Origin of the sequence: Paenibacillus xylanexedens (genome assembly GCF_007676705.1) — a bacterium.
Taxonomy (GTDB): domain Bacteria; phylum Bacillota; class Bacilli; order Paenibacillales; family Paenibacillaceae; genus Paenibacillus; species Paenibacillus xylanexedens_C.
The window spans coordinates 2,162,140-2,182,518 of sequence record NZ_VEBF01000001.1; the positions used below are offsets into that span (position 1 = coordinate 2,162,140).

The 20,379-nt window shown below is 47.0% G+C and carries 16 protein-coding genes; 3 read left to right on the plus strand and 13 right to left on the minus strand.

Going from position 1 to position 20,379, the window contains the following annotated elements; translation table 11 throughout:
• Positions 1-31 precede the first annotated feature (31 nt).
• From FS628_RS09695 to FS628_RS09705, 3 genes are all read right to left on the minus strand, one after another.
• Positions 32-493, minus strand: coding sequence for an SMI1/KNR4 family protein (locus tag FS628_RS09695; protein WP_260870993.1), 462 nt, complete (start codon positions 491-493; stop codon positions 32-34).
• A gap of 65 nt (positions 494-558) precedes the next feature.
• The gene (locus tag FS628_RS09700) at positions 559-1,656 is read right to left on the minus strand and encodes a threonine aldolase family protein (protein WP_145321200.1); all 1,098 of its coding nucleotides are present in this window, start codon (positions 1,654-1,656) and stop codon (positions 559-561) included.
• A gap of 53 nt (positions 1,657-1,709) precedes the next feature.
• The gene (locus FS628_RS09705) at positions 1,710-2,570 is read right to left on the minus strand and encodes a LysR family transcriptional regulator (RefSeq protein WP_145321202.1); all 861 of its coding nucleotides are present in this window, start codon (positions 2,568-2,570) and stop codon (positions 1,710-1,712) included.
• 138 nt (positions 2,571-2,708) lie between these two features.
• Here FS628_RS09705 and FS628_RS09710 point away from each other — a divergent pair, with 138 nt between their 5' ends.
• A complete protein-coding gene (locus tag FS628_RS09710; protein ID WP_145321204.1) occupies positions 2,709-3,698 on the plus strand; it encodes a quinone oxidoreductase family protein in 990 nt (329 codons plus the stop codon).
• A 359-nt stretch (positions 3,699-4,057) separates the two neighbouring features.
• Positions 4,058-4,276 carry a hypothetical protein gene (locus FS628_RS09715; protein ID WP_260870970.1) on the plus strand — a complete coding sequence of 73 codons (219 nt, stop codon included), beginning with the start codon at positions 4,058-4,060 and terminating at the stop codon, positions 4,274-4,276.
• A gap of 131 nt (positions 4,277-4,407) precedes the next feature.
• Here the strand turns inward: FS628_RS09715 and FS628_RS09720 are convergent, their stop codons facing one another.
• The 6 genes from FS628_RS09720 to FS628_RS09740 all read right to left on the minus strand — a co-directional run bounded on the left by FS628_RS09720 (position 4,408) and on the right by FS628_RS09740 (position 12,876).
• Positions 4,408-5,715: an MFS transporter gene (locus tag FS628_RS09720; protein WP_145321207.1), complete on the minus strand. Its 1,308-nt coding sequence runs from the start codon at positions 5,713-5,715 to the stop codon at positions 4,408-4,410.
• Positions 5,716-5,821: 106 nt separating this feature from the next.
• Positions 5,822-5,986, minus strand: a complete 165-nt coding sequence (locus FS628_RS31325; RefSeq protein ID WP_186327758.1) for a hypothetical protein — start codon at positions 5,984-5,986, stop codon at positions 5,822-5,824.
• A gap of 17 nt (positions 5,987-6,003) precedes the next feature.
• On the minus strand, positions 6,004-7,491 hold the full coding sequence (locus FS628_RS09725) for a peptide ABC transporter substrate-binding protein (protein WP_145321209.1): 1,488 nt from the start codon (positions 7,489-7,491) through the stop codon (positions 6,004-6,006).
• On the minus strand, positions 7,488-8,924 hold the full coding sequence (locus tag FS628_RS09730) for a coproporphyrinogen-III oxidase family protein (protein ID WP_186327759.1): 1,437 nt from the start codon (positions 8,922-8,924) through the stop codon (positions 7,488-7,490). Before FS628_RS09730 ends, FS628_RS09725 begins: the two co-directional genes overlap by 4 nt.
• Entirely contained in the window at positions 8,917-10,767 is a 1,851-nt protein-coding gene (locus tag FS628_RS09735) for a B12-binding domain-containing radical SAM protein (RefSeq protein ID WP_145321212.1), read from the minus strand. Before FS628_RS09735 ends, FS628_RS09730 begins: the two co-directional genes overlap by 8 nt.
• A 15-nt stretch (positions 10,768-10,782) precedes the next feature.
• Complete coding sequence (locus tag FS628_RS09740) at positions 10,783-12,876, minus strand: B12-binding domain-containing radical SAM protein (RefSeq protein WP_222125205.1); 2,094 nt, start codon at positions 12,874-12,876, stop codon at positions 10,783-10,785.
• A gap of 342 nt (positions 12,877-13,218) precedes the next feature.
• Here FS628_RS09740 and FS628_RS09745 point away from each other — a divergent pair, with 342 nt between their 5' ends.
• Positions 13,219-14,007 carry a formate/nitrite transporter family protein gene (locus FS628_RS09745; protein WP_145321215.1) on the plus strand — a complete coding sequence of 263 codons (789 nt, stop codon included), beginning with the start codon at positions 13,219-13,221 and terminating at the stop codon, positions 14,005-14,007.
• Positions 14,008-14,165: 158 nt separating this feature from the next.
• Here FS628_RS09745 and FS628_RS09750 read toward each other — a convergent pair whose 3' ends face one another.
• The 4 genes from FS628_RS09750 to FS628_RS09765 form a co-directional block, all read right to left on the minus strand.
• Positions 14,166-15,152, minus strand: coding sequence for a WXG100 family type VII secretion target (locus FS628_RS09750; protein ID WP_145321217.1), 987 nt, complete (start codon positions 15,150-15,152; stop codon positions 14,166-14,168).
• A 194-nt stretch (positions 15,153-15,346) separates the two neighbouring features.
• Complete coding sequence (locus FS628_RS33450) at positions 15,347-15,505, minus strand: hypothetical protein (RefSeq protein ID WP_440131254.1); 159 nt, start codon at positions 15,503-15,505, stop codon at positions 15,347-15,349.
• Between the two features lie 155 nt (positions 15,506-15,660).
• Positions 15,661-17,232: a glycoside hydrolase family 30 protein gene (locus tag FS628_RS09760; protein ID WP_145321513.1), complete on the minus strand. Its 1,572-nt coding sequence runs from the start codon at positions 17,230-17,232 to the stop codon at positions 15,661-15,663.
• Between the two features lie 101 nt (positions 17,233-17,333).
• Positions 17,334-20,033: a beta-glucosidase H gene (locus tag FS628_RS09765; RefSeq protein WP_145321219.1), complete on the minus strand. Its 2,700-nt coding sequence runs from the start codon at positions 20,031-20,033 to the stop codon at positions 17,334-17,336.
• Between the last annotated feature and the right edge of the window lie 346 nt (positions 20,034-20,379).

The window sequence follows — 20,379 nt, forward strand, 5'->3', positions numbered from 1 at the left end:
AAGTCTGTTGCGCTTCCTTCCGTCTACCCTGTTAATTCATCTGTTCCTGAACCCAGATTGCGGACTCAGCCAGCATCGTCATCAATTCATTAAAATCCACAGCAATCTCCTTCAGAGGCGTTTCCCCTGCATCGTGGATCAACATCATTATCTTGCCTGAGCTTTGATCCAGTATAGCCATACTGCCTTCGCCAAAACCACCAATCGGGAACGGTTGGAGATCAGCTGAAAGTTCGTATTCCTTCTCAACTTCTCGGTATACTTCCAGAAACTCGGGATAAGCCCAGTTCAGTTCTTTCACAGCATACAGGGCAGGATCGCCGAAGTTACACGCACCGAATTCGAGTAGAAGCGCACGATACGCTGCGGGCAGTTTCACGTTATGCTTTTGCTCGAATTCCTCAATGCCCTGTTGTGTCTCAGGAGTACACCCTTCTCCCATTGTCGTATCGTAAGCTTTCACCAAAAGATTACGAATCGGTTCCAATTCCATCGACTTCACTTGAACTCCCCCTTTAAATACGTGATGAACAACCTCTTTCAGGTCGAGCATTATAATCACACCTGTTTATGTAACTCCTGATCCAGCCATTCCAATGCTGCTCGCAGTTTGTCTGGAGGAACTTGCTCATACCGATCGCCCGCAGAAAATTCAAAGGCACAGCTGTTCCCACTCGTCTTGTTTAGATATGAAGTCATTCCTATGCCATACTGCTGAGCCATTTGCACCAGAATTGGTTCTACTTCGGCAGAAGCGAGCGCAAAGTGTACATGGAACATATTCGATACCGGTACCTCGGGCAAAGTATGTATCCCATGACAGGCATTCAACAAGGAAGCGAGTTCTTGAGCTTGCTCGTAATAAAGTTCCATTTTGCCAATCCGTTCATTGTAATAATACTGGGAACTCAGAATATACGGATACAGACCGATCAGATCGCCCCCGTGCCGACGTTTCCATACTTTCGATTCTTGCATCACATCCGGATCACCCGCCAATATAGCACCCGCAATGCCTCCGATTCCCTTGTAAAAGGAAACATACACGCTATCAAAGAGACTGCAGATCTCCGCAGGTGTCTTCTGATAATAGGGAGTAATCTCAAACAGGCGCGCCCCGTCCAGATGCAGCTTAATCCCGCGCTCACGGCAATAGGCCGAGATCGCTTCCAGTTCTTCATACGCCGGCAATTGCCCGCCAATCTCGCGTTGCGGCAATTCCAACAGCAGGCAGGCAACGTCCTGATCAAGCGCCTGTACATCTTCCAATCGAATCAATCGGTCCTTGTCCGCTAGCAAAATCGATTCAATCTGGTGCAACTCTTTCAGTCCGTCTTCCTCATGGATTTCCAGATGGCATAGAGGGTGGTAAGCTACACGCTTTATCCCTTTGCGGTCACACCAGATCCTTAATGCAATCTGCTGTGCCATCGTTCCACTCGGGAAAAATACAGCCGATTCCTTGCCGAGAACGTCAGCCATCTGTTGCTGAAATTCTTCAATGATGGGGCCGTTACCGTAGTGGTCACTGAACATCTCCCCATCGATCTGCTCCAGTACGTTCTGAAGCACCTTCACTTGGCGACTGCCATGACCCCCTACAATAAATTCTGCCTGATTAAAGGCATCAGCCAACGTTAACGCAGTTTCTTTCAAAATCACTCACTCCCTTATAGTGCATGTTCGTAAACGGACTTTTGAACAACCTCTTATAGTTCTGGTTCTGTAATGATCTCCACCAAAGCGCTGAGCGCACTAGATATATGTTCACCACGAGAATACACAAATCCTACTTCCAACCGGCAATAGGGATCAGGCAAAGACATCACCGCGATCTCGCCTCTTAATTCTGCTTTGGTAACCGAAGAACGTGGCAGCAATGATACACCGAGCCCGGCAGATACCCCATTCAGAATCGTGTCCAGTGTTCCATATTCCATGATGTTAAGCGTGTGGATACCCTGATCTTTCAAAAAGGATTCCGCCTGAGTGCGATGTGTGCATCCGATCTCAAAGAACAACATCGGTCTGGACAATAACGTGTTTAATTGATGTACTCCAGGTTCGGCGATCAACACCAATTCTTCGTCATACATCTTCATATAGTTGAGATCAGGATGATCGATTGGGCCATATATTAAGGCACCATGCAATTCATGTTGAATGACCTTCTGGTTCAGTTCATGGGTCCCACCCGTGACAAGCGAATGCTGTACTTCCGGGTAGCATGAACTGTATTCAGCCAAGAGCGGCGTCAGAAAAGTGGAAGCTGCTGTCTCTATGGCACCCAGACGAAGCAGGCCAGCTGGTGGGTTCCCCACTTGCGTGGCCTGCTCTGCTTCATATAATAATTCCAATATTCTATCCGCATACCCAAGCAGATTCTCGCCCGCTGGTGTGAGCGACATCCCTCGATTGGAACGATGAAATAGCGGTACTTGCAGTTGAGTCTCCAACTGTTTAATCCGTGTTGTTACATTGGACTGCACATAATTGAGTGAGAGCGCAGCTTTACTGATGCTACCTTCGCGGGCAACCGCCTGAAATATTTTCAGATCACCTGCATCCATACCCTGATCACCTGCTTGATATCTATGATTTTAAATGATACTGACATTCATTTTTGTTCATTTTACGTGAATCTGTTCCATCTGTACAATGAGGCTCAGTAGTGAAGTACAGCTACATAGACAGGAGGAATATTGATCATGAAAGCTATTGTCCATTCTGGCCAGAGCGGCCTTGCAGGTCTTCGATATACAGAGTCAACATCTCGCACACCTGAGACAGGGGAAGTGAAAATTCAACTGAAATCTGCTGGAATTAATCATCGTGATCTGTTCATCATGGCAGAACGAGCGCGTCAGGATGCCCCTCTCATTCCCGGTTCGGATGGGGCAGGTATCATCGTTGAGATTGGCGAAGGCGTAAGAGAATTCACAGTAGGTGATGAAGTTATTATTCATCCTACGCTCGGTTGGGAGTTTGCGGATAACGTACCCATCGTTCCTGATATTGTGGGTGGTCCTGCGGATGGAACGCTCGCACAATATATTACGTTGCCTGCGGAAAATGCTCTGCCTAAGCCAGCCCATCTATCCTGGGAGGAAGCAGGCGTGTTGTCTCTTTCGGCGTTGACCGCCTATCGCGCTTTGTTAACTCGCGGTGAACTGAAACAAGGTGAACACATCCTCATTCCCGGCATTGGCGGCGGTGTAGCGACCTATGCCCTGCTCATGGCCGTAGCCGCGGGTGCCCAGGTTACCGTCACCTCCAGAAGTGAAGCCAAAAGAAAAGAGGCGCTGCGCCTGGGTGCTTCCCATGCGTTGGATAGTCATGGCGATTGGAGTTTGCAGAGCAATATGGAACCTGTGGACATGATCTTGGATAGCATCGGACAAGCCATGTTTCCGAAATATTTTGATATAATTAGACCAGGTGGACGTATCGTGATGTATGGTGCAAGCTCAGGGGATGATCTGACCGTTCCGATTCGCTCTATCTTCTTCCCCCAGGTAAGTCTGATCGGCACCTCTATGGGCAGCCGTGAAGAGTTTGTCCAGATGCTGCAATGGGTAGAGCAACATAACATACATCCTGTCATTGATGGTGTATATCCGTTACAGGACACAGTGAAAGCTTTCAAGCGTATGGAAAAGGGTGCACAGTTTGGCAATCTGGCTATAATTATGGAGTAACATCTGTCTGAGATGAATGGGGTGAATTCAACTGATCCGTATCGTTAAACGTACACTCATTGTAGTTGTCTCTATTATGCTTTTGGCCCAAATTCCTATGTTGAAAGAAACCTTTGCCCGAGGAGTAACTACGATATATGTGAAGATGAAGTATCCCCAACGTTCCTTTCAATTCCATGATTTCATCTACGAATCTCATTTCGGAAGCTATATCATTTCTTATGCAGATCAAGACGGAACACCCATTCACCTGATGCTTGAACCAAAATTATTGCCTATTATGGTTACATATGATCCATTAGATCAGCCCATGAAAGACTAGTTTTGTTCACGCTATTAATCATTCAGGAGGTATGGATATGGACAATCCATTGCATTTGGTCGAATTGGTTCGCAAACTAATGGACTCCGAAGGAACGGAAGCGGAGTTGGATGACATGTTGATGGAGCTACAGCAGCAGGTACCTCATGCAGACATCAGTAATCTGATCTTCTGGGATGATCGAGACTTGACGCCTGAACAGATTGTGGAGGAAGCGTTGGCTGCCCGTCCCATCCTGCTTCCAACCCAATTATAAACTCCATTCAGGGGCAAACGAATACTTATGTCTGCTGAGCAAAAGGCTGATATTTTGCAGAGTTGTTCCCTTTTCCAATAGACTCATGAAATACAAAAGTAACGCCAGTGGATTAACTGCTCCTCCTCTCTTCATCCCTGTGAGGCGTGCGTATCCCGGACAGGGGATTCAACAGGAATGCACGGCTTCGGTGCCAGTACATATAATCCGTTCAGCCATAGCGTCAAGATCGGCATACCTACAAGCAGCAACACGGATACTACAAGGAACAAGGTTTCTGGTCCGTACCATTCCCCTACAGGACCGGCGAGCACATAAGCTGCCATCCCGGCGATACGAAGCATTGAATTGGTCACAGAATACACTCGGCCCCGAATTTCATTCGGCGTCGTTTCTGCGTAGTATGCAGATAAAGGAGCCATCGCTCCGCTCGCCCCGAGTCCAGCGATTAGCAGCAGGATGAGTAACCAGATAGTCTGCGGATGAAACTGCATCATGATCAGTATTACGCCTTGAAGAAAAAGTCCGCCTGTAATTAGATAACGGCGCTGGACTCTTTTCTCAAAAGCAGTAATAAGGATCGTGCCCGAGATGACCCCGATCGCCATCGCTGCAACCGCCAAACTGTAGATACGATCTCCTTGGCTCGCAGTGAGATCCATCGTACTCTTCACATAGAGCAGTGTCCCAACCAGCACCAGCGATTGCACAACCGACTTTAGCAGATTAATGCTAGTCACATAGCGCATCACTCGATTCGTAAAAAGAAACGATGCACCTACTTTGAACATCTGCCCAAAGGTAACCAGAGGGGGTTCTGCCGTACGCCCATCTTTCCGCTGCTCGACCTGAGCGGTTCGGGGAGGGATTTTCATCATAATGGCCGCTCCTACACAGAGCATGAAGGTTAAACTGTCTAACAGAAATACTGGTCGGGGGCCGCCGGTCATCGACAGAATTGCAGCCGCCACCAGCGGACCAATTACCTGCACAGTCTGAAAAGTTGTATGAGACATGCCAATAGCTTTGACGTACAGCTCCTTATCCAGTAAATCCGGTATGATCGAGGAACGTACAGGTGTATTAATTGCTGCCATGGCCTGCATCAGAAAAGCAATACCATAGATTACACCGACGTGATCGGTAAAAAAGACTACACCGATGAGCAGCATACGCAAGATATCAGTTGCTACCAACAGAACAAAACGGTTCATCCGGTCTATAAATACACCTGCGATTGGCCCCACCACAATCCAGGGGATGGCTTCGATAATAAATGTCAGCGTCAGCCCCATAACGGACTGTGTTAATTCATAGACCAGCAGGGGCAGCGCCACCAGCGTCACGGCATCCCCAATCTGGGAGACGGTCTGCCCTATCCATAACAGCATATAGTTCCGATTACGCAAGACTTGCCTGAAGCCTGTCTTGTTTTTCATACTATGTGATGCCTCCTATGTAAGGTGTTGGATGCTGTAATAACAGAACGGGCTCTCTCGTGAAAGACAGCCCGTTCCATGCTTTACTCGCTCAAACACATAATAATTACCATTCTGATACAACTCGGCTTGTAACAACGCGGGTCAGGCGTTTAGGTGTAAGTGCAGATGTATCGGTTACTTTTTCGCTATCCAGTACAGCTTCTACCGTTTCTTCCACTGGTTGTTGCACAACCTCTTCTACTTGAGTTGTATTTAATACTTTCGACATATCGTTCTCACCTCCTTTCATGATAGAAGTTCAATATTTTTAAGTGGCAGAACAGCGGCCTTATTTAAATGGGCTCCTTTTACACCTTCATCGATCATTACAAAATGGGAGTCGTACAATAATGGAATGACAGCCATATCATCAAGCAAAAGCCACTCTGCTTTCAGGTAATGCTTTGTTCGTTGTTGAACTTCCACCTCGTCCAGGGAGAGTAACATCAGGTGATCAAATTCTGAATTGGCGTACCCCGGCGTATTAAACGGATGATCTGTCGATAAAGGAATCAGGAAGGCACCAGGATCGGGGACATCTGCATGCCACGTCTCATACAGCAATTCGTAATCCCTAGACTCCAGTCGCAATAAATATTCACTCCAAGGAAGCCTGCGGCACTTCACCTTAATACCCAGAACACGCTTAAAATCTTCTATTAGATATAAAATCATCCGCTCCTGATAATCATGATCAAACAATGTTAATGTGAGTTCGGGAAAATGTTGCCCTCCCGGGTACCCCGCTTCAGCCATGAGGCGTCTTGCCTCAGATTCATCCTCTTGAAGCATTTTTCTTGGTTCAGGATAATCACGCATATCCCGAGGTACTAATGCATCGGCCACCTGTACATGGGGAAGGACCGTCAACATCCGCTGACGGGAAATTGCCAGAGAGAGGGCGCGTCTAACACGCACATCCCCTAGAGGCGTGACACTGAAGTTGGGCGTAAGCACAATGGTTGCATGTACTGGTGCAGGTTGAAGCTCAGGGTTATTTTTCAATTCTTCATATCGCATCACAGGTCCATGATTAAGAAAATAGTATAGTCGCTTGCCTGCGGCAGAATAACGGGTTTGAAATACACGCAATCTCTCATCGGCATCCATAATTGGAATATAGGCCACCTGATCAATCCTGACAGCCTTCTGATCCCAGTAGTAGGGATTTCGTTCCAGTAACTTGATCGAGGGGTGCTTGATGCTTGATGCTCCCACCTTCTTAAGTCTGAATGGACCTGAGCTAACCAAATGATCTGGAGCAAAACCATAGTTTTCCACAACAGAACGTGAAACAATGGAGAAAGGCGGTGTTGCTAGATGATCCAAAATCCCTTGCACTGGTGGAGAGATATCCAACCTCACCGTTCTGGGGTTCACACCTGGGGTAGCGACCAATTCACTTCCCTGAAACTGTCCAATGCGTTGAATGGAAAAGATGATGTCGTCCGCCAGAATCGGCTCCCCGTCTGAGAAGCGTGCGTTCGTCCGTAAATAAAACAGATAACTTGCCCCAGGCTCTATGACATCCCAAGAATAAGCAATGCCAGGCTGCGGTTCAAGGGTACGCGGCTCTTGTGTAACCAACCCCTCATGGAGATTGGATACCACATTTCGTGTCACGATATCAAAAGATTCCATGGGGTCCAGCGTTAATGGAGGTACCTGTGTCAGGAAATGTAGCGTTTTTCGCTCACCTTCCAGTACCATATCCTCCCACCAAATCATATTCATTTTGCTACAACCCCTTCCTGAACCGATTCATATAGTTGGACTTCATCCCGCTCTCTACCTTCGGCAATGCGCTGTTCTATACGCTCATTTAGCCACCTTTTTCCCGAGTCTGGGGTTAAGTAATAAACCAAATTGACATAGGACAGCCATCCCGCCGGAGTCAGTTCATACTGATTATCCGTCTCTTCGACCAACCCTTCTGCTACAGCAAGCGACAGTGCCTCCAACGTCTCGCCTGGTACCCGTTCCCAGTCAATTCTGGATTTATCCAGCACGCCGCGATAAGGAAAATAAACGATCCCTTTTTCGGGACATTCCTTATTGCCAAGTGTCAGTGGAGACAGCTGTAAGGGATCCTGGTACGTCTCTTCCATGTAAATTTTGAGGGTATTTGAGTTGTAGGAACTGAAATGAAGGGTCTGTGTTACAGCACTGGCTCCAAAACCGATAACCTCATCCGTTTCATATCCATAGAGCAGATCATGATATTTGAAAATCGGATCACGATCGATCAACACACGTTGACTGTGCGATTTGCGATCGAGCGTATAACTGTACCCGTTAATCGGAATATATCCTTTGGCACGCATATACTCATCCAGAAACATTCGGTAACTGATCTTGGTCGCTGGTGATAAGGGCTGCAAATGGTTTTCTTTGAACAATCGATGCATCTTAAGACTGGCTGACATGTAGTTTAATGGATAAAAATCAATGGTTGTTGTGTTCAGCGACATCGCCTGATCTGCTTCTTTCAGCAAATCATCGAGGCTCTGACCAGCTAAACCAAAGATCATATCCACATTAACGTATGAAAATATATCCATAGCCATCCGGGCAACCTCGCGCACCTGCTCCACGGTAGATGTTATATTGAACACCTGGCGATACACCGGATGAAATGTTTGTATGCCGAAGCTTACTCGGTTCACACCAATGCTTTTCATCGCTTGCAGCTTGTCCCTTGTCACACTTTTAACTTCCAGCTCAAAGGTGAACTCCTGTAACCGGGACAGGTCAAATAGACCATGCAGCGCCTCTCCGAAGCGCAGAATTTGCTCTACAGTCAACACGGATGGTGTTCCTCCACCGACGGATATGACATCTACGGGAACTTGACCAATACCGGAAAAAGACGCCTTCCATTTCATCTCACGAATGAGTGCATCCATATACGCATCCGTCTTTTCCTGGGCTGTGTAGTGACTTGACCGAAAGAAAGGACAGAATGTACACAGCGTGTCACAGAATGGGATATGAAAGTACAGCGCCCTCCGGCCTTGGGTGGATGAAGGGGGCATCGCTTCCAAAGCTTCGGTAGTATCTATCACGGTATCCTCTTCATTTGGAAATGGATAGTACCAGTTGTACACAGGTAATTGAAAATCGAATTTGAGCAGAGACTTGCGCGGATTGATTACCGGATTAAGCATGACGTTTTCCTCCATCCTGATAGGATAGATCCACATTCATTTCCCATCTCTCCGGGTAATACACAGACAGGTCCTTCTGCTCAAACGCAGCGAATTGCTGTGGAGTTAGCTCGTATGTGGCCAAATGTCCCTTTTTGTTCTCATGAAGAAAGTAACGTATACCTGGCAAAATCACTTCTTGTTCCAGCAGATTTGGTGCGATGTCATCCGGTAAATACAGCGAACCTTTATATAAAACCTGGCCCTCGTATCCGGCTTTGGAGGCAAAAACAATGGATTGATCGTACCTAAGGCAGCTCACCAGATTGTAGGCGTAATGTTCCCCTGCCAATCCAATCAAATCTTCCTCCGTAATCTGAATGTCCAGTTGGTCCCGTTGGGCTGGAGTAAGCTTCGTCACCTGTTCACGGAAGAACTCATAGATATCGAGTGGTGAGAGCTGCAGATCGTTAATTAGATAATGGATGGTATACGGATATTTGAAGAGACACATGGTGTAAAAATCAACGATATTGGAGTATCCTCCTTCCTGCATATAGGAACGGGAGTAATCGAGGAAGTAAAAGTTGGCATAGATAAGCGGATTTTTTTCAATCTCTTTTTTATGCTGATCCTCAAGAAAAATGACCATCGACGTATTAACGTTTTCCCAGTCCAGGACCAGTTTTTCAGAATTTCTCATTAACCGCGTGCCTGTGTACGGACTTAACAGATTAATGAACGAACGCCATGCCCCAACAACTTTGCAGGCAAAAGCAAGCCGAATGGTAGCTTCAATGTCCTCCTGCTGTTCCTCTGGAAAGCCGAGAATGAATGAGGTCGTCGGCATGATGCCATGTTCAAGGCAATTTCGGATGGTCTGATGAATTTTAGAAATTTTGAGACGCTTACCCATCGTGTGCTGGATATGCTCCGAAGCGCTCTCCACGCCAAAAAATATATAGTTGCAGCCAGCCGCACTGGCGATCCTGCATGTTTTTTCATCCAATGTATCAATCCGTGAGGAGAATCCCCAACGAATATCAAGCCCTCGTTCGAGTATCTGTTCCGCTATCCCGTGAATATAGGGTTTATTGGAAGATAAATTGTCGTGTACCAGATTAAAATGAGTGACGCCATACGTGCGATGCAGATACTCAATTTCGTTAACAACTCGCTCAGCACCCATGACACGATACTTACGTTCCCATACGATGCTTGTAGAACAGAAGGAACAGTCGAAAGGACAACCCGAACCTGCGTATACCTGCATGTAAATATCTTCAGCATGCTCGATATATGCTCTCATATCAATCAAATCATAAGCAGGACGAGGCGATAACATAATATCCTTAATAAGTGGGCGGGGTCCGTTGCTTATTGCGTTCCCCTGGTCATCGCGATAATGAACTCCCTGTATACCCTCCAAGTCTGCGTGATGTTCAAGTGCATCCAACAACTCAGGGAATGTTACCTCTCCTTCTCCAACGACACAAGAGTCAACAGCCTTAAAGCTGTCCAGAGTCTCGACGGGACATAAAGATACGTGGGGTCCTCCAAATGTAATATGTACATGTGGAGCCTTGCGCTTAATCTCACCAGCGAGTTCCACAGCCAGTACATAATTGCTGCACATTGCCGTAATTCCTACCATATCCGGCTCATGGGCAAGAATATCTTCCGCAGCCCGGACTGCAAACGGCTCAGATATCCAACTGGGATCGATCTCCTTGTAAAAATCATAATCACATATGACCGGGACATGCCCCTTTTCCCGGATGGCTGAAGCCAGAATAAGCAGATTCAGCGGATATCCGTTAAACGCATTTGACGATAATAGCGGCCTAACCAGACAGACTTTCATATCCGTATCTCCCCTCTAGTTCATTTGGTGTTTATTAAGGTTACGAGAACGCATTCGCAGTAATCGGCGCAATGCCTCACCCTTCTTCAGCAGGCTCAAGTTTGGGATACTGTCCAAAATAGAGGCGGCCTCTTCCTCCCTGCCAACAAGCCAGGCTTGCCAAGCGACGAGATATTTTCGATAAGCTTCGTAGCCAACCAATGGAACTCTTTCCTGATTCATGCGAAATACGTTAGGATCATCTTCAAACCGTTTCTCCAGTTTTGCTGCCAGCACTCTAGGACTTTCAGGGGCACAGTAGACCAGCGGGGATAAAGCTTCATCCGCTTGTCCTGGACCGTAATAGCCCTGCTTATCCCGACTTTTTTTCCATAGCTCAGCATAAGGGGTTCCTGGATAAATTCTCACACCTACGTTGTAATAGAATGTAAACCCTCTAGCCGTATAATCCTGCATTCTGCGTGCAGCGTAATTCAAAGTCTCTTCGTTCTCGCCCGGTCCACCCAACAATATTCCTGCATAAAACTGCGTTTGATTCAAAAACGGCTGAAACTTGTCAAGCAACACTTCAATATCCTTTTCACGAAAATTTTTGTTATAGCTGGTTAACATATTATTGTGAAAATGGTCAATGGCGAACTTGAATCGGTATAATCCGGCAGAAATCAATAAAGGAATCGCTGACGTATCAAACGGTTTGACATTTAGATAAGCCGTCCACAGAATATATTTTTCAAGCCCACGACGAAGAATCTCCTTGGCAAGATCGGTAAGCCTCCGAAAGGGCAGGTTCGCTTCAGAATCCGCAAGATGAAACACCTGTATCCCGTAATGCAGTAACGAGAATTCCATTTCATCCACGACGTCTTCCACGCTACGCCAACTCATGACTTTACGATTCACCGATTCCAAACAGTAGCTGCAGCCTAACGCACAGCCCTGAGCACCTCTTACCGGTTCAGGCATCCATTCTTTTCGATTCATCAGGGTATATGGCAAGGTTCTGCGTATTCTTGAGGACTGATCGAGTACACGGGATGTACTCGCAGGACAATGATGAAATTCGTTGCCTTCCGTCCAGACTGCACCAGGTAAATTCCTCCATATATTATGAAAACCAGCTTGCCAACGATGTTCCTTCTCGTGAACATCACAGGGTCTCCACATGGAACACAACTGACCAATCGCCTCATCCGCGGCTCCGATAACACCATAATGCAGTCCGAAATAGTCAAGCAGCAGTTTAGGCGCCGTGCCGAATGCAGCTCCTCCCATGATTACAGGTCCATCGTATCCTCTTATGCCCCCTTCCACCAATGTTCGAACACTTCTCAGCAAATCCTGAGTATCCACAGCGTTCGAATCTCCATCCAGACTGTGAATGATTAGAGCATCATCCATATTGCGAAGAGAGAGCCCTATCAGATCAGGTTCAAAATCCCTGATGATCTCCTTCAACCCCTGCTCCGGTTCAAGATATTCCAAAAAAGGATTCACCAGCCGCGTCTGATACCCATGTTCACGGCTAATGCCGTTCAATATATCCAGACCATACGGACCTGCTATCAGGTCCGTATATGGATTAGCAAAAATCCATAATATCCTTCCCCGTTGCTGAACTGGCGGAGATTGAAACTCAAACAAAATACGATCACGCGCCATCAATTGCTGAGATGGGGTGAGCAACAGCTTGCCTGGATTGTACAAGCTGTATCGCTGCTCAGCGGTATTCGTACGGGTACCCATGTAGTTCACTCCTGAAATGACATGGGCTAAAATATTTCCAAGTTCGCTTCTATCGAGATTCTCAAGAATACGTTCTCCACTTAGTAAAATACGATTTCTCCATTCGGCATCATAAAAAAATTCATCGAGAATGACTTCTTGTACAGCTTGTCCATTGTTAGATATGGCTTCGCAAAGAATGATCTGAACTGCCCCTTCTCTTGAATGGATTAATGTTGCTTTGTCAATGCGAATTTCCTTGCCTAGAATCCGAATCGACGGAAGTTCCGGTATCAACCTCCAAATCCACTGAACCTGAACACCAATCGCTGCCCAAGACCGTGTAATCTCGGCTTGATCGGAGAATCTTTCGGTTGAAAACACTTCAACGGTTAAAGGGTAAGAGAGCTTGTGATTTGTTTGTATGCTGAAGCACCTCACTTTCAGGGCTGGTGACTGTTAGAATGATTCAGCTCATTGCATTCATTGGAAGAGTTTGAGAGTAAATAGACGCAGGATGTGCAGGAGTTAAGTTTCTGTCGTATCGGTTCTTGAAATCAACGGTACATTTAATGTAAATTACATGGAATAAAGAAGATTTTTATACATAAAAAGGTTTTTTTATTTTTTACTATATTCAATTTTCAAAATTCTGTAAACCCTCAAATCAAAATACAGTTATAATGTAGAAAACTTAGTTCACTCATAACACACTGGAGGATAATTATGGAAACGGAAGCTCTACGCAACGTGGAACAACTAGCCCTGAAGAAACACAAGATTTATAAACAAAGCTTAATCAGGTACCTTGCACGCTCTATGCTGGCCAGTATGTTTATCGGATTCGGCGTCATCGTGGCGTTTAAGACAGGTAACTTCTTTTATATGGAGCAGTCCCCTTTCACCTATCCTATGGCAGCAATTACGTTTGGCGCAGCCATCATTCTGATCGCGTACGGTGGCGGTGACCTGTTCACAGGCAATACGTTCTATTACACGTATGCAGCGCTGCGCAAGAAACTTCGCTGGTTCGAAGTGGTCAAGCTGTGGATTGCGAGTTATAGCGGTAACCTGATGGGCGCAGCCGTATTTGCCCTGTTAATCTACCTGACGGGATTGTTCGACTCGTCTGAGGTGAATGGGTTTCTGTTAAGCGTGGTGGAACACAAGATGGAAGTTCCGACCATGCAGCTCTTTTTCCGGGGGATATTGTGTAACTGGCTCGTATGTATGGCGTTCTTTGTGCCGATGTTCATGAAGGAGAATGGAGCGAAAATGTTTGCCATGATGCTCTTTGTGTTCTGCTTCTTCATCTCGGGATATGAGCACAGCATCGCTAATATGTGTACGTTCGCAATTGCGCTCGTGCTGAACCATCCGGGGACGATCTCATTTGAAGGCGTGATTCATAACCTGGTTCCCGTGACTTTGGGTAATCTGGTGGGCGGTGTGCTGCTGATGGGCTTTATGTATTATGCGGTGAACAAACCGTTTCTGGATGAAGAGACACATTAATCTTTGGCAAAAAAAGATTTCCTTACAGCCCGGTCCATCGACCGTGGCTGCTCGGTAAGCCAAACCATAAACACCCCAGCAATCTTCCCATCTCAGGGAGAAGATTGCCGGGGTGTTTCTCTTCGGGCAGGCTCACGGATGCCAATCCCATCCGTGGCTTAGAAGTAATCCCGCCACGGAGTATATTCAATTTCGTTGTCGCCGCGCGTGACCACGATCATATTTTCCATTTTGCCCGTTTCCTTATTGGTACGGTAGATCATCGTACGTGTCTCGCCTTCTTCCGGCACAGAGAACAGGAACTTGTCCGCGACGAGGGATGAACCGAGTCCTGTCGCATGTTCGGTGAAGGCAGAGCCCGTCTTGCTTGTGAGCAGCAGACCAATGCCGTAAGCTGTAGCCGTTTGTGCCACTTTGCCAAAGAGATGCTCGCCTTGACTGGTTGTGTGCGTTTGCTCCGAATACTTATACTTTTCCGTATCCTTGCTATAGTCCACCACATTGCCCTGTTTATCCAGACTGATGGTGGTCGTTTCGCCCTTGTCGCTTTTCACCTGATACGTACCCACGATGGAATCCTCGGTAATTTTCACCGTCTTGCCCGTATTGGGGTCAGTCTGATAGATTACATCTTCATACTGAAGCCGAATGATGTTCATGCTGGCCTGAATCTGCTGCGCCAGTTCTTCGTCACCCATCTCTTTGGCTTTCTTCAGCATTTCCTCATAGTTTTGGTATTTCTCGGCATCCTTCTCATCCCATTCATCCATGTTTTTCGGTGGGCCTGACGTTTTGCCTAGAACATCGCCTTTTTGTTTACCCATGGTTGTAATCGTCTGTGCAGCGGTCAAAGCCGCCATAAGCGCCTTGCTCACTGCATCTTCATCTGTTGTACGAAAACGCTCGGCAATCTTCTTTAGCTCTGATTGGATGGACAGAACCAGTTCCAGAACAGATTTCATTGTGCCTTGAGCCGTTGAATAATCGCTGTAAAAACGCTCCCGCTCCATGCCATCCCAGTTGCTGCGCATGACACTCATCTTGCTATCCAATGTGGACATGAATCCCGATAATTGCTGATGCGCCTGAGCAAACTGCCCACTGACCTTCTCCAGTTGTTCCGGTGTCACCTTGATCTGTGTCATCCTGTACACTCCTCTGCGTGTTCATTAACATCCTGTGGTCAACCAATGACGCTCTCTCTCAACCAGTTCCTATATGATCTCCAGATGCAATAGCGGAAACGGATGACCGGAACTATCCAACTCGGACCGCCCTATCTGTACCAATCCCATCTTTTGATAGAATCGGGTTGCTCCACTATTCTGCTCATTGACATCTACCTTGAGGTGACGACCTTTGATTTTGAAGGGCTCACCACTTGTTGATAGAACTGAATGTGATGCTCTTCCAAAAACGTATGTGTTGCCCGAACAGCACTCTCCCAGATCTCGACCAACTTGTCATGATCCTGTTCCCGATATGCAACGATTATCATGTCCAATGTATTCTCCCTTTTCTAGTAAAAGTAAAAGGCTATGTACAAGCCCGATCCTGAGATCGGACTTATTTAACACATCAAATTTGAAATAACTCTACGTATATTTTACCATGTCCATCATTCAATCTGTATCCATAATTTCCAATCTTGAGTCAACGCTCTACCCCCGTTTTCGGATTCCAGCGGAAGGTTGCTGCCGATTGGGAAGGCAGTACATATCTAAACGAATCACCATCCATGACTACATCAAAGGAAACTTCAGCCTCACCCGTGTTAGCCGCAACCAGCACCATCGTTCCATCCGAATTGCGGAAGGCTACGTTCTCGATCTGACCCTGTTCTTGCGTGGAATCCACTCTTACAGCTCCCGGGCGCACATAACGGCTGATGTGACCTAACGCATAATACTCGACATTCCTAGTGATTTCATTATTCTCCGGGTCAATCGTCACAACCCCACGGCAGTTCTCGCAGCCGCCGTTCGTGGGTCCACCTTGCGGATCGAGTGCAATGTTCCAGAGCAGCACATTCTTCGCCCAGTTGCGAGGTGCACCAATGATGAGATTGGACATCTGCCAGCTCAGATTCTCGCCAAAATCAGGACTCCACTCCCCACCACTACATTCGGTAAAATAGATATTTTTGTCCGGGAAGCTCTCATGCACTTCCGACATGGCAGATGGATCACCTGCATAACAGTGAAAAGCAGATCCATCGATATAGGCAGCAGCCTGCTCATCACCGAGCACCTTGCTGGTATATTCGACCGCCTGATCCCAGTTATGGTCATACGCGATGATTCGCGTATCCAGTCCCGCATCCTGTAGCGCCGGGCCAAGATAATCCCGAATGAACATGGCTTGTTCTTCGGCTCCCATACTCATACTCGGATATTTATCCGAGGTGAACTCCGGTTCATTTTGCAACGTTATTCCGTAGATGGGAATGCCCTTCGCCTGATAAGCTTCAATATATTTCACAAAATATCTCGCGTACGCTTCATACACCTGGGGATCGTTGTAATCCAGATACCAGCCGTTAGTCGTCTTCTCCCCATATTTCATCCATGCAGGGGCCGTCCACGGGGTACCCAACACTTTAAGATCCGGTTTCAGCCCAGTCACACGCTCCAGCATATTCACAACTTCCTGATCCTTTTCAATCGAAAAGTGTTCCATGTCATAATCCGTGCCGGACTCGATATCATCATAGGTATAACTTGAAGCCTCACCTGATTCATCCACTGAATAATCGGAGGCACCTATCGTATGACGCACCATATCCATGTTCAACCCTTCCGTCGAGAACAGGTCCTTTAATAGTTGTTCTTGCTGTTCCTCTGGAAGCTGGTTGATTAGATGCGCAGATGAACCCGTCATCGCTGCGCCGAAACCATCCATGGTCTGATAGGTCTTGTCCGAATCAATCTGTATGGTAAACTCCGACGGGGAAGGTTCAGACTCCGGCGTTGTAGAATCTGAAGAGCTTGTGTCTGCATCATGTTGATCTGTAATTGGAATGGGCTTCTGTGGTGTAAGCAGATTTTGCTGATCTCCCGTGGTTAACCATACTTCTGCTTCTGCCTCTGCCTGCTTCTCCGCAACCGGTGGCGGAACGGGTTGTTCACTTCGATTGAGGCTAAGCCAGATTCCTACACCGATACAACACACAGCGATTAACAAGATGATCCATCGTTTGGGATGCTCTCGCCAGCCTATGTTCATCACGCTTCACTCTCCTTCCATTGTGGAAAAAGCCGCGGCCATTAGGCCACGACTCATTTTCACTATATATATGAATTAGAACAAACTGCATTTCGCACAGATTATTTACCAGACTTGCTTCCGATATTCACACTACCTGTCAGACGAATATCATCGGATGCACTGCCGACATACACTTGAACTTTACCCTTAGGCATTACCCATTCATTTGATGCTTCATCCCAATAGGACAATGCGCTGCGATCCAGTTGAATGTTGACCCGTTGCTGCTTGCCTGCTTTGAGATCGACTTTCGCCCAGCCAGCAAGCTGCTTCTCTGGCGTTTCAACTTTGGTTGGTAGATTGCCGACATAGACCTGTACAACTTCCGCACCTGAAACTTTACCGGTATTACGCAGGTTAAGGGATACTTCTACGGTTTCCTTATCACCTTTACCAGTGTTCTTCACATGCAGATTACGATAATTAAAATCGGTATATGACAACCCGTGTCCAAAGGCGAACGCCGGTGTCATGCCTTCTTTGTTATATCCTTTGTATCCTACAAAGATACCCTCGGAGTAGTTACCCACCCCATTCACACCCGGGAATTGTTCCGCAGTGGATACCGGGGTCTGGGAATCATCTGATGGGAACGTCACCGGCAACTTACCGGATGGATTCACATCACCGAATAGCACACGTGCCACTGCATTACCTTGTTCCTGACCTGCATACCAAGCCTGAACGATGGATGGTACTTCTTTTTGCCAGGAATCCATTTCAACAGCACGACCACTCATTTGTACCACGATCGTTTTTGGATTGGCTGCCGCTACCTCGCGAATCAGCTGCTCCTGGTTATTTGGCAGTTCCAGATCGGAACGGTCTACATAACCTTCACTGTCATACGTACGTGTCACGACAACCGCGACATCTGATTTTTTGGCCAGATCGACTGCTTTTTGCATTTTGGCATCCACAGCATCTTCAGGAGCTTCCCAGCCGAAACGAACTTGGGCTCCCATGTCATTACTGGATTGTACCGGGAAATCTGTACGATATTCAATCCGAATGTTGTGAGACTCGCCTTCTTTAAGTGTAATTTCTTTCTTTGTAGTGCTCAGTGTCGTACCTTGATTGTCTACCAGCAGCTGGTCATCCACGTATAGTTTTGCAGAACCCAGACTGGTCAGAGACAGTTTGTAATCACCTGTTTTCGGTGCCTTAATGGAACCTGTCCAACGAGCAGACATCTTGGCATTGAACTCCGTTGGTGTCACCGGAAGCTTGGAAGATTGTGCGTTAAAACCTTCATAGTTGTAGAATCCAAGATTCATATTAACCTGATTATCTGTACGAACCAGAGAAGGATTGCCTTCCATATCTTTGTTTGTCCAGTATTCGGCACGCAATCCGTTTTTCGAATTGTCTGAACCACTTTCGTTATCACCCGCTGGAGACAAGAGCGTGGATGGTACCGCGGACGGTCCGTTAAACGCATCTCCTGCCGAGATCGGATCGGTTCCGGCTGCATATTGCACATCTACACCGTTTCCTGCATGGTTACGAATCCCTTCAAGCGGGCTCACCGTATAGGTCGGATTAACGAGACTGCTACCACCACCGGCTGCGGATGCGGTATCCGCATCGGGTCCGATCACTGCAATGGACTTCAGATTTTTGCTCGACAGTGGCAGCATGTTGTCGTTATTTTGCAAGAGAACCATGCTCTCTTCCGCAAACTCACGTGCTTTAGCCCCATCTGCCTTCGCATTGATTTGTGTATTGGTTACAGGGTTGTCGAACAGCCCTTTATCGAACATTTGAAGCAAAATGCGTCTAACTTTCTCATCAATGGTTTGCTCGCTCACTTCGCCATTATTCACGGCTTCCAGTAGCTTACTTCCCCATTTGCCGTAAGGCTCTCCAGGTGTCTCCAGATCCAGACCCGCATTAGCAGATTTGGCCGTGCTGAAGTTTGCGCCGTAGTCACTCATGACGAACCCTTCAAAGCCGAACTGGTCCTTGAGGACATCGGTCAGCATCTCCTTGTTCTCACAAGCATATGTACCGTTCACCTGGTTAAATGAACACATAGCCGAACCAAGATCCGCTTTTTCGACCATCGCCTGGAACGGACGAGCATAGACTTCCTGAATCGCACGTTCACTCGCTGTAGCATTGGTCGTGAAACGTTCCGTCTCCTGGTTGTTCAGGATATAGTGTTTCGCTGTAGCGATAACCGGATTACTTTGAATCCCGTTCACATAGGCTGCACCCATGCCCGAAGCCAGTAGCGGATCTTCCCCAAGGGATTCGAAGTTACGGGAACCCCATGGCGTACGTGCAATATCCAGTCCAGGACCCAGAACGACATTATGTGTTGTATCATGTGCTTCCTGACCGATCAGATCGCCATATTTCTTGGCAAGATTGGTATCCCAGGAAGCGGCAAGCGCGATGGGGGCAGGCAATGCCGTGGACTTTTTGTCCTGCACATCCGGGTTAGCCACACGTACCCCTGCAGGTCCATCTGCCATCTGTAATGCCGGAATGCCGAGGCGCTCCAATCCATCATTATAGAAACCATAATAGTTATTTACTTTACCAGTTACGAATCCAACTTTCTCCTCCAGCGTCATCTCCTTGAGCAACAGCTCGGTGCGTTCTTCCGCAGATAGAGATGTGTTCATCCATGGCCGATCGGCCCCGGATTCCGCCTCCGCGGCGAAGGCGTTTAGCGGCATAGCCGCAACCGCCACGATGATTAATAGCATAAACCATCGTTTGAGGAAAATCAGATTGAGTCTTCTGTTCATGTTGTAAGCTCTCCTTCTCTCTTGATCATTTTTCTCGCATACATCCTGAATACATGTATACAAGGGAATGCATACTGGTTTTGATCCAGCCTTTCAAGCATTCAGGTCGTCCTGCACATGGCTTCGGAAACTGCAGCCTGCAAGCAAGTCAGCAGATTTCGCTTCCTAACGATAGCCGACCTGTTCATGAATTACATCCACTTAAATTTGGTAAAAGCTCGATTGGAACGAGCCTAGTTCTTTGGAATCATGTCTCGTTGAATTCAGATAACAGAGAAAGAAAACGAATTATTTACATTTCCGTAACTACTTGAGAACAAATTATTTACTTTTAAAAACAGTCAGT

What these genes read in the sequence shown, in the direction of transcription:
- FS628_RS09725 (WP_145321209.1), bottom strand. Translation starts at nt 7,491, where the DNA reads ATGAATATGATTTGGTGGGAGGATATGGTACTGGAAGGTGAGCGAAAA.
- FS628_RS09715 (WP_260870970.1), top strand. Translation starts at nt 4,058, where the DNA reads ATGGACAATCCATTGCATTTGGTCGAATTGGTTCGCAAACTAATGGAC.
- FS628_RS09750 (WP_145321217.1), bottom strand. Translation starts at nt 15,152, where the DNA reads ATGACACAGATCAAGGTGACACCGGAACAACTGGAGAAGGTCAGTGGG.
- FS628_RS31325 (WP_186327758.1), bottom strand. Translation starts at nt 5,986, where the DNA reads ATGTCGAAAGTATTAAATACAACTCAAGTAGAAGAGGTTGTGCAACAA.
- FS628_RS09735 (WP_145321212.1), bottom strand. Translation starts at nt 10,767, where the DNA reads ATGAAAGTCTGTCTGGTTAGGCCGCTATTATCGTCAAATGCGTTTAAC.
- FS628_RS09720 (WP_145321207.1), bottom strand. Translation starts at nt 5,715, where the DNA reads ATGAAAAACAAGACAGGCTTCAGGCAAGTCTTGCGTAATCGGAACTAT.
- FS628_RS09695 (WP_260870993.1), bottom strand. Translation starts at nt 493, where the DNA reads ATGGAATTGGAACCGATTCGTAATCTTTTGGTGAAAGCTTACGATACG.
- FS628_RS09760 (WP_145321513.1), bottom strand. Translation starts at nt 17,232, where the DNA reads ATGAACATAGGCTGGCGAGAGCATCCCAAACGATGGATCATCTTGTTA.
- FS628_RS09745 (WP_145321215.1), top strand. Translation starts at nt 13,219, where the DNA reads ATGGAAACGGAAGCTCTACGCAACGTGGAACAACTAGCCCTGAAGAAA.
- FS628_RS09710 (WP_145321204.1), top strand. Translation starts at nt 2,709, where the DNA reads ATGAAAGCTATTGTCCATTCTGGCCAGAGCGGCCTTGCAGGTCTTCGA.
- FS628_RS09765 (WP_145321219.1), bottom strand. Translation starts at nt 20,033, where the DNA reads ATGAACAGAAGACTCAATCTGATTTTCCTCAAACGATGGTTTATGCTA.
- FS628_RS09730 (WP_186327759.1), bottom strand. Translation starts at nt 8,924, where the DNA reads ATGCTTAATCCGGTAATCAATCCGCGCAAGTCTCTGCTCAAATTCGAT.
- FS628_RS09705 (WP_145321202.1), bottom strand. Translation starts at nt 2,570, where the DNA reads ATGGATGCAGGTGATCTGAAAATATTTCAGGCGGTTGCCCGCGAAGGT.
- FS628_RS33450 (WP_440131254.1), bottom strand. Translation starts at nt 15,505, where the DNA reads ATGATAATCGTTGCATATCGGGAACAGGATCATGACAAGTTGGTCGAG.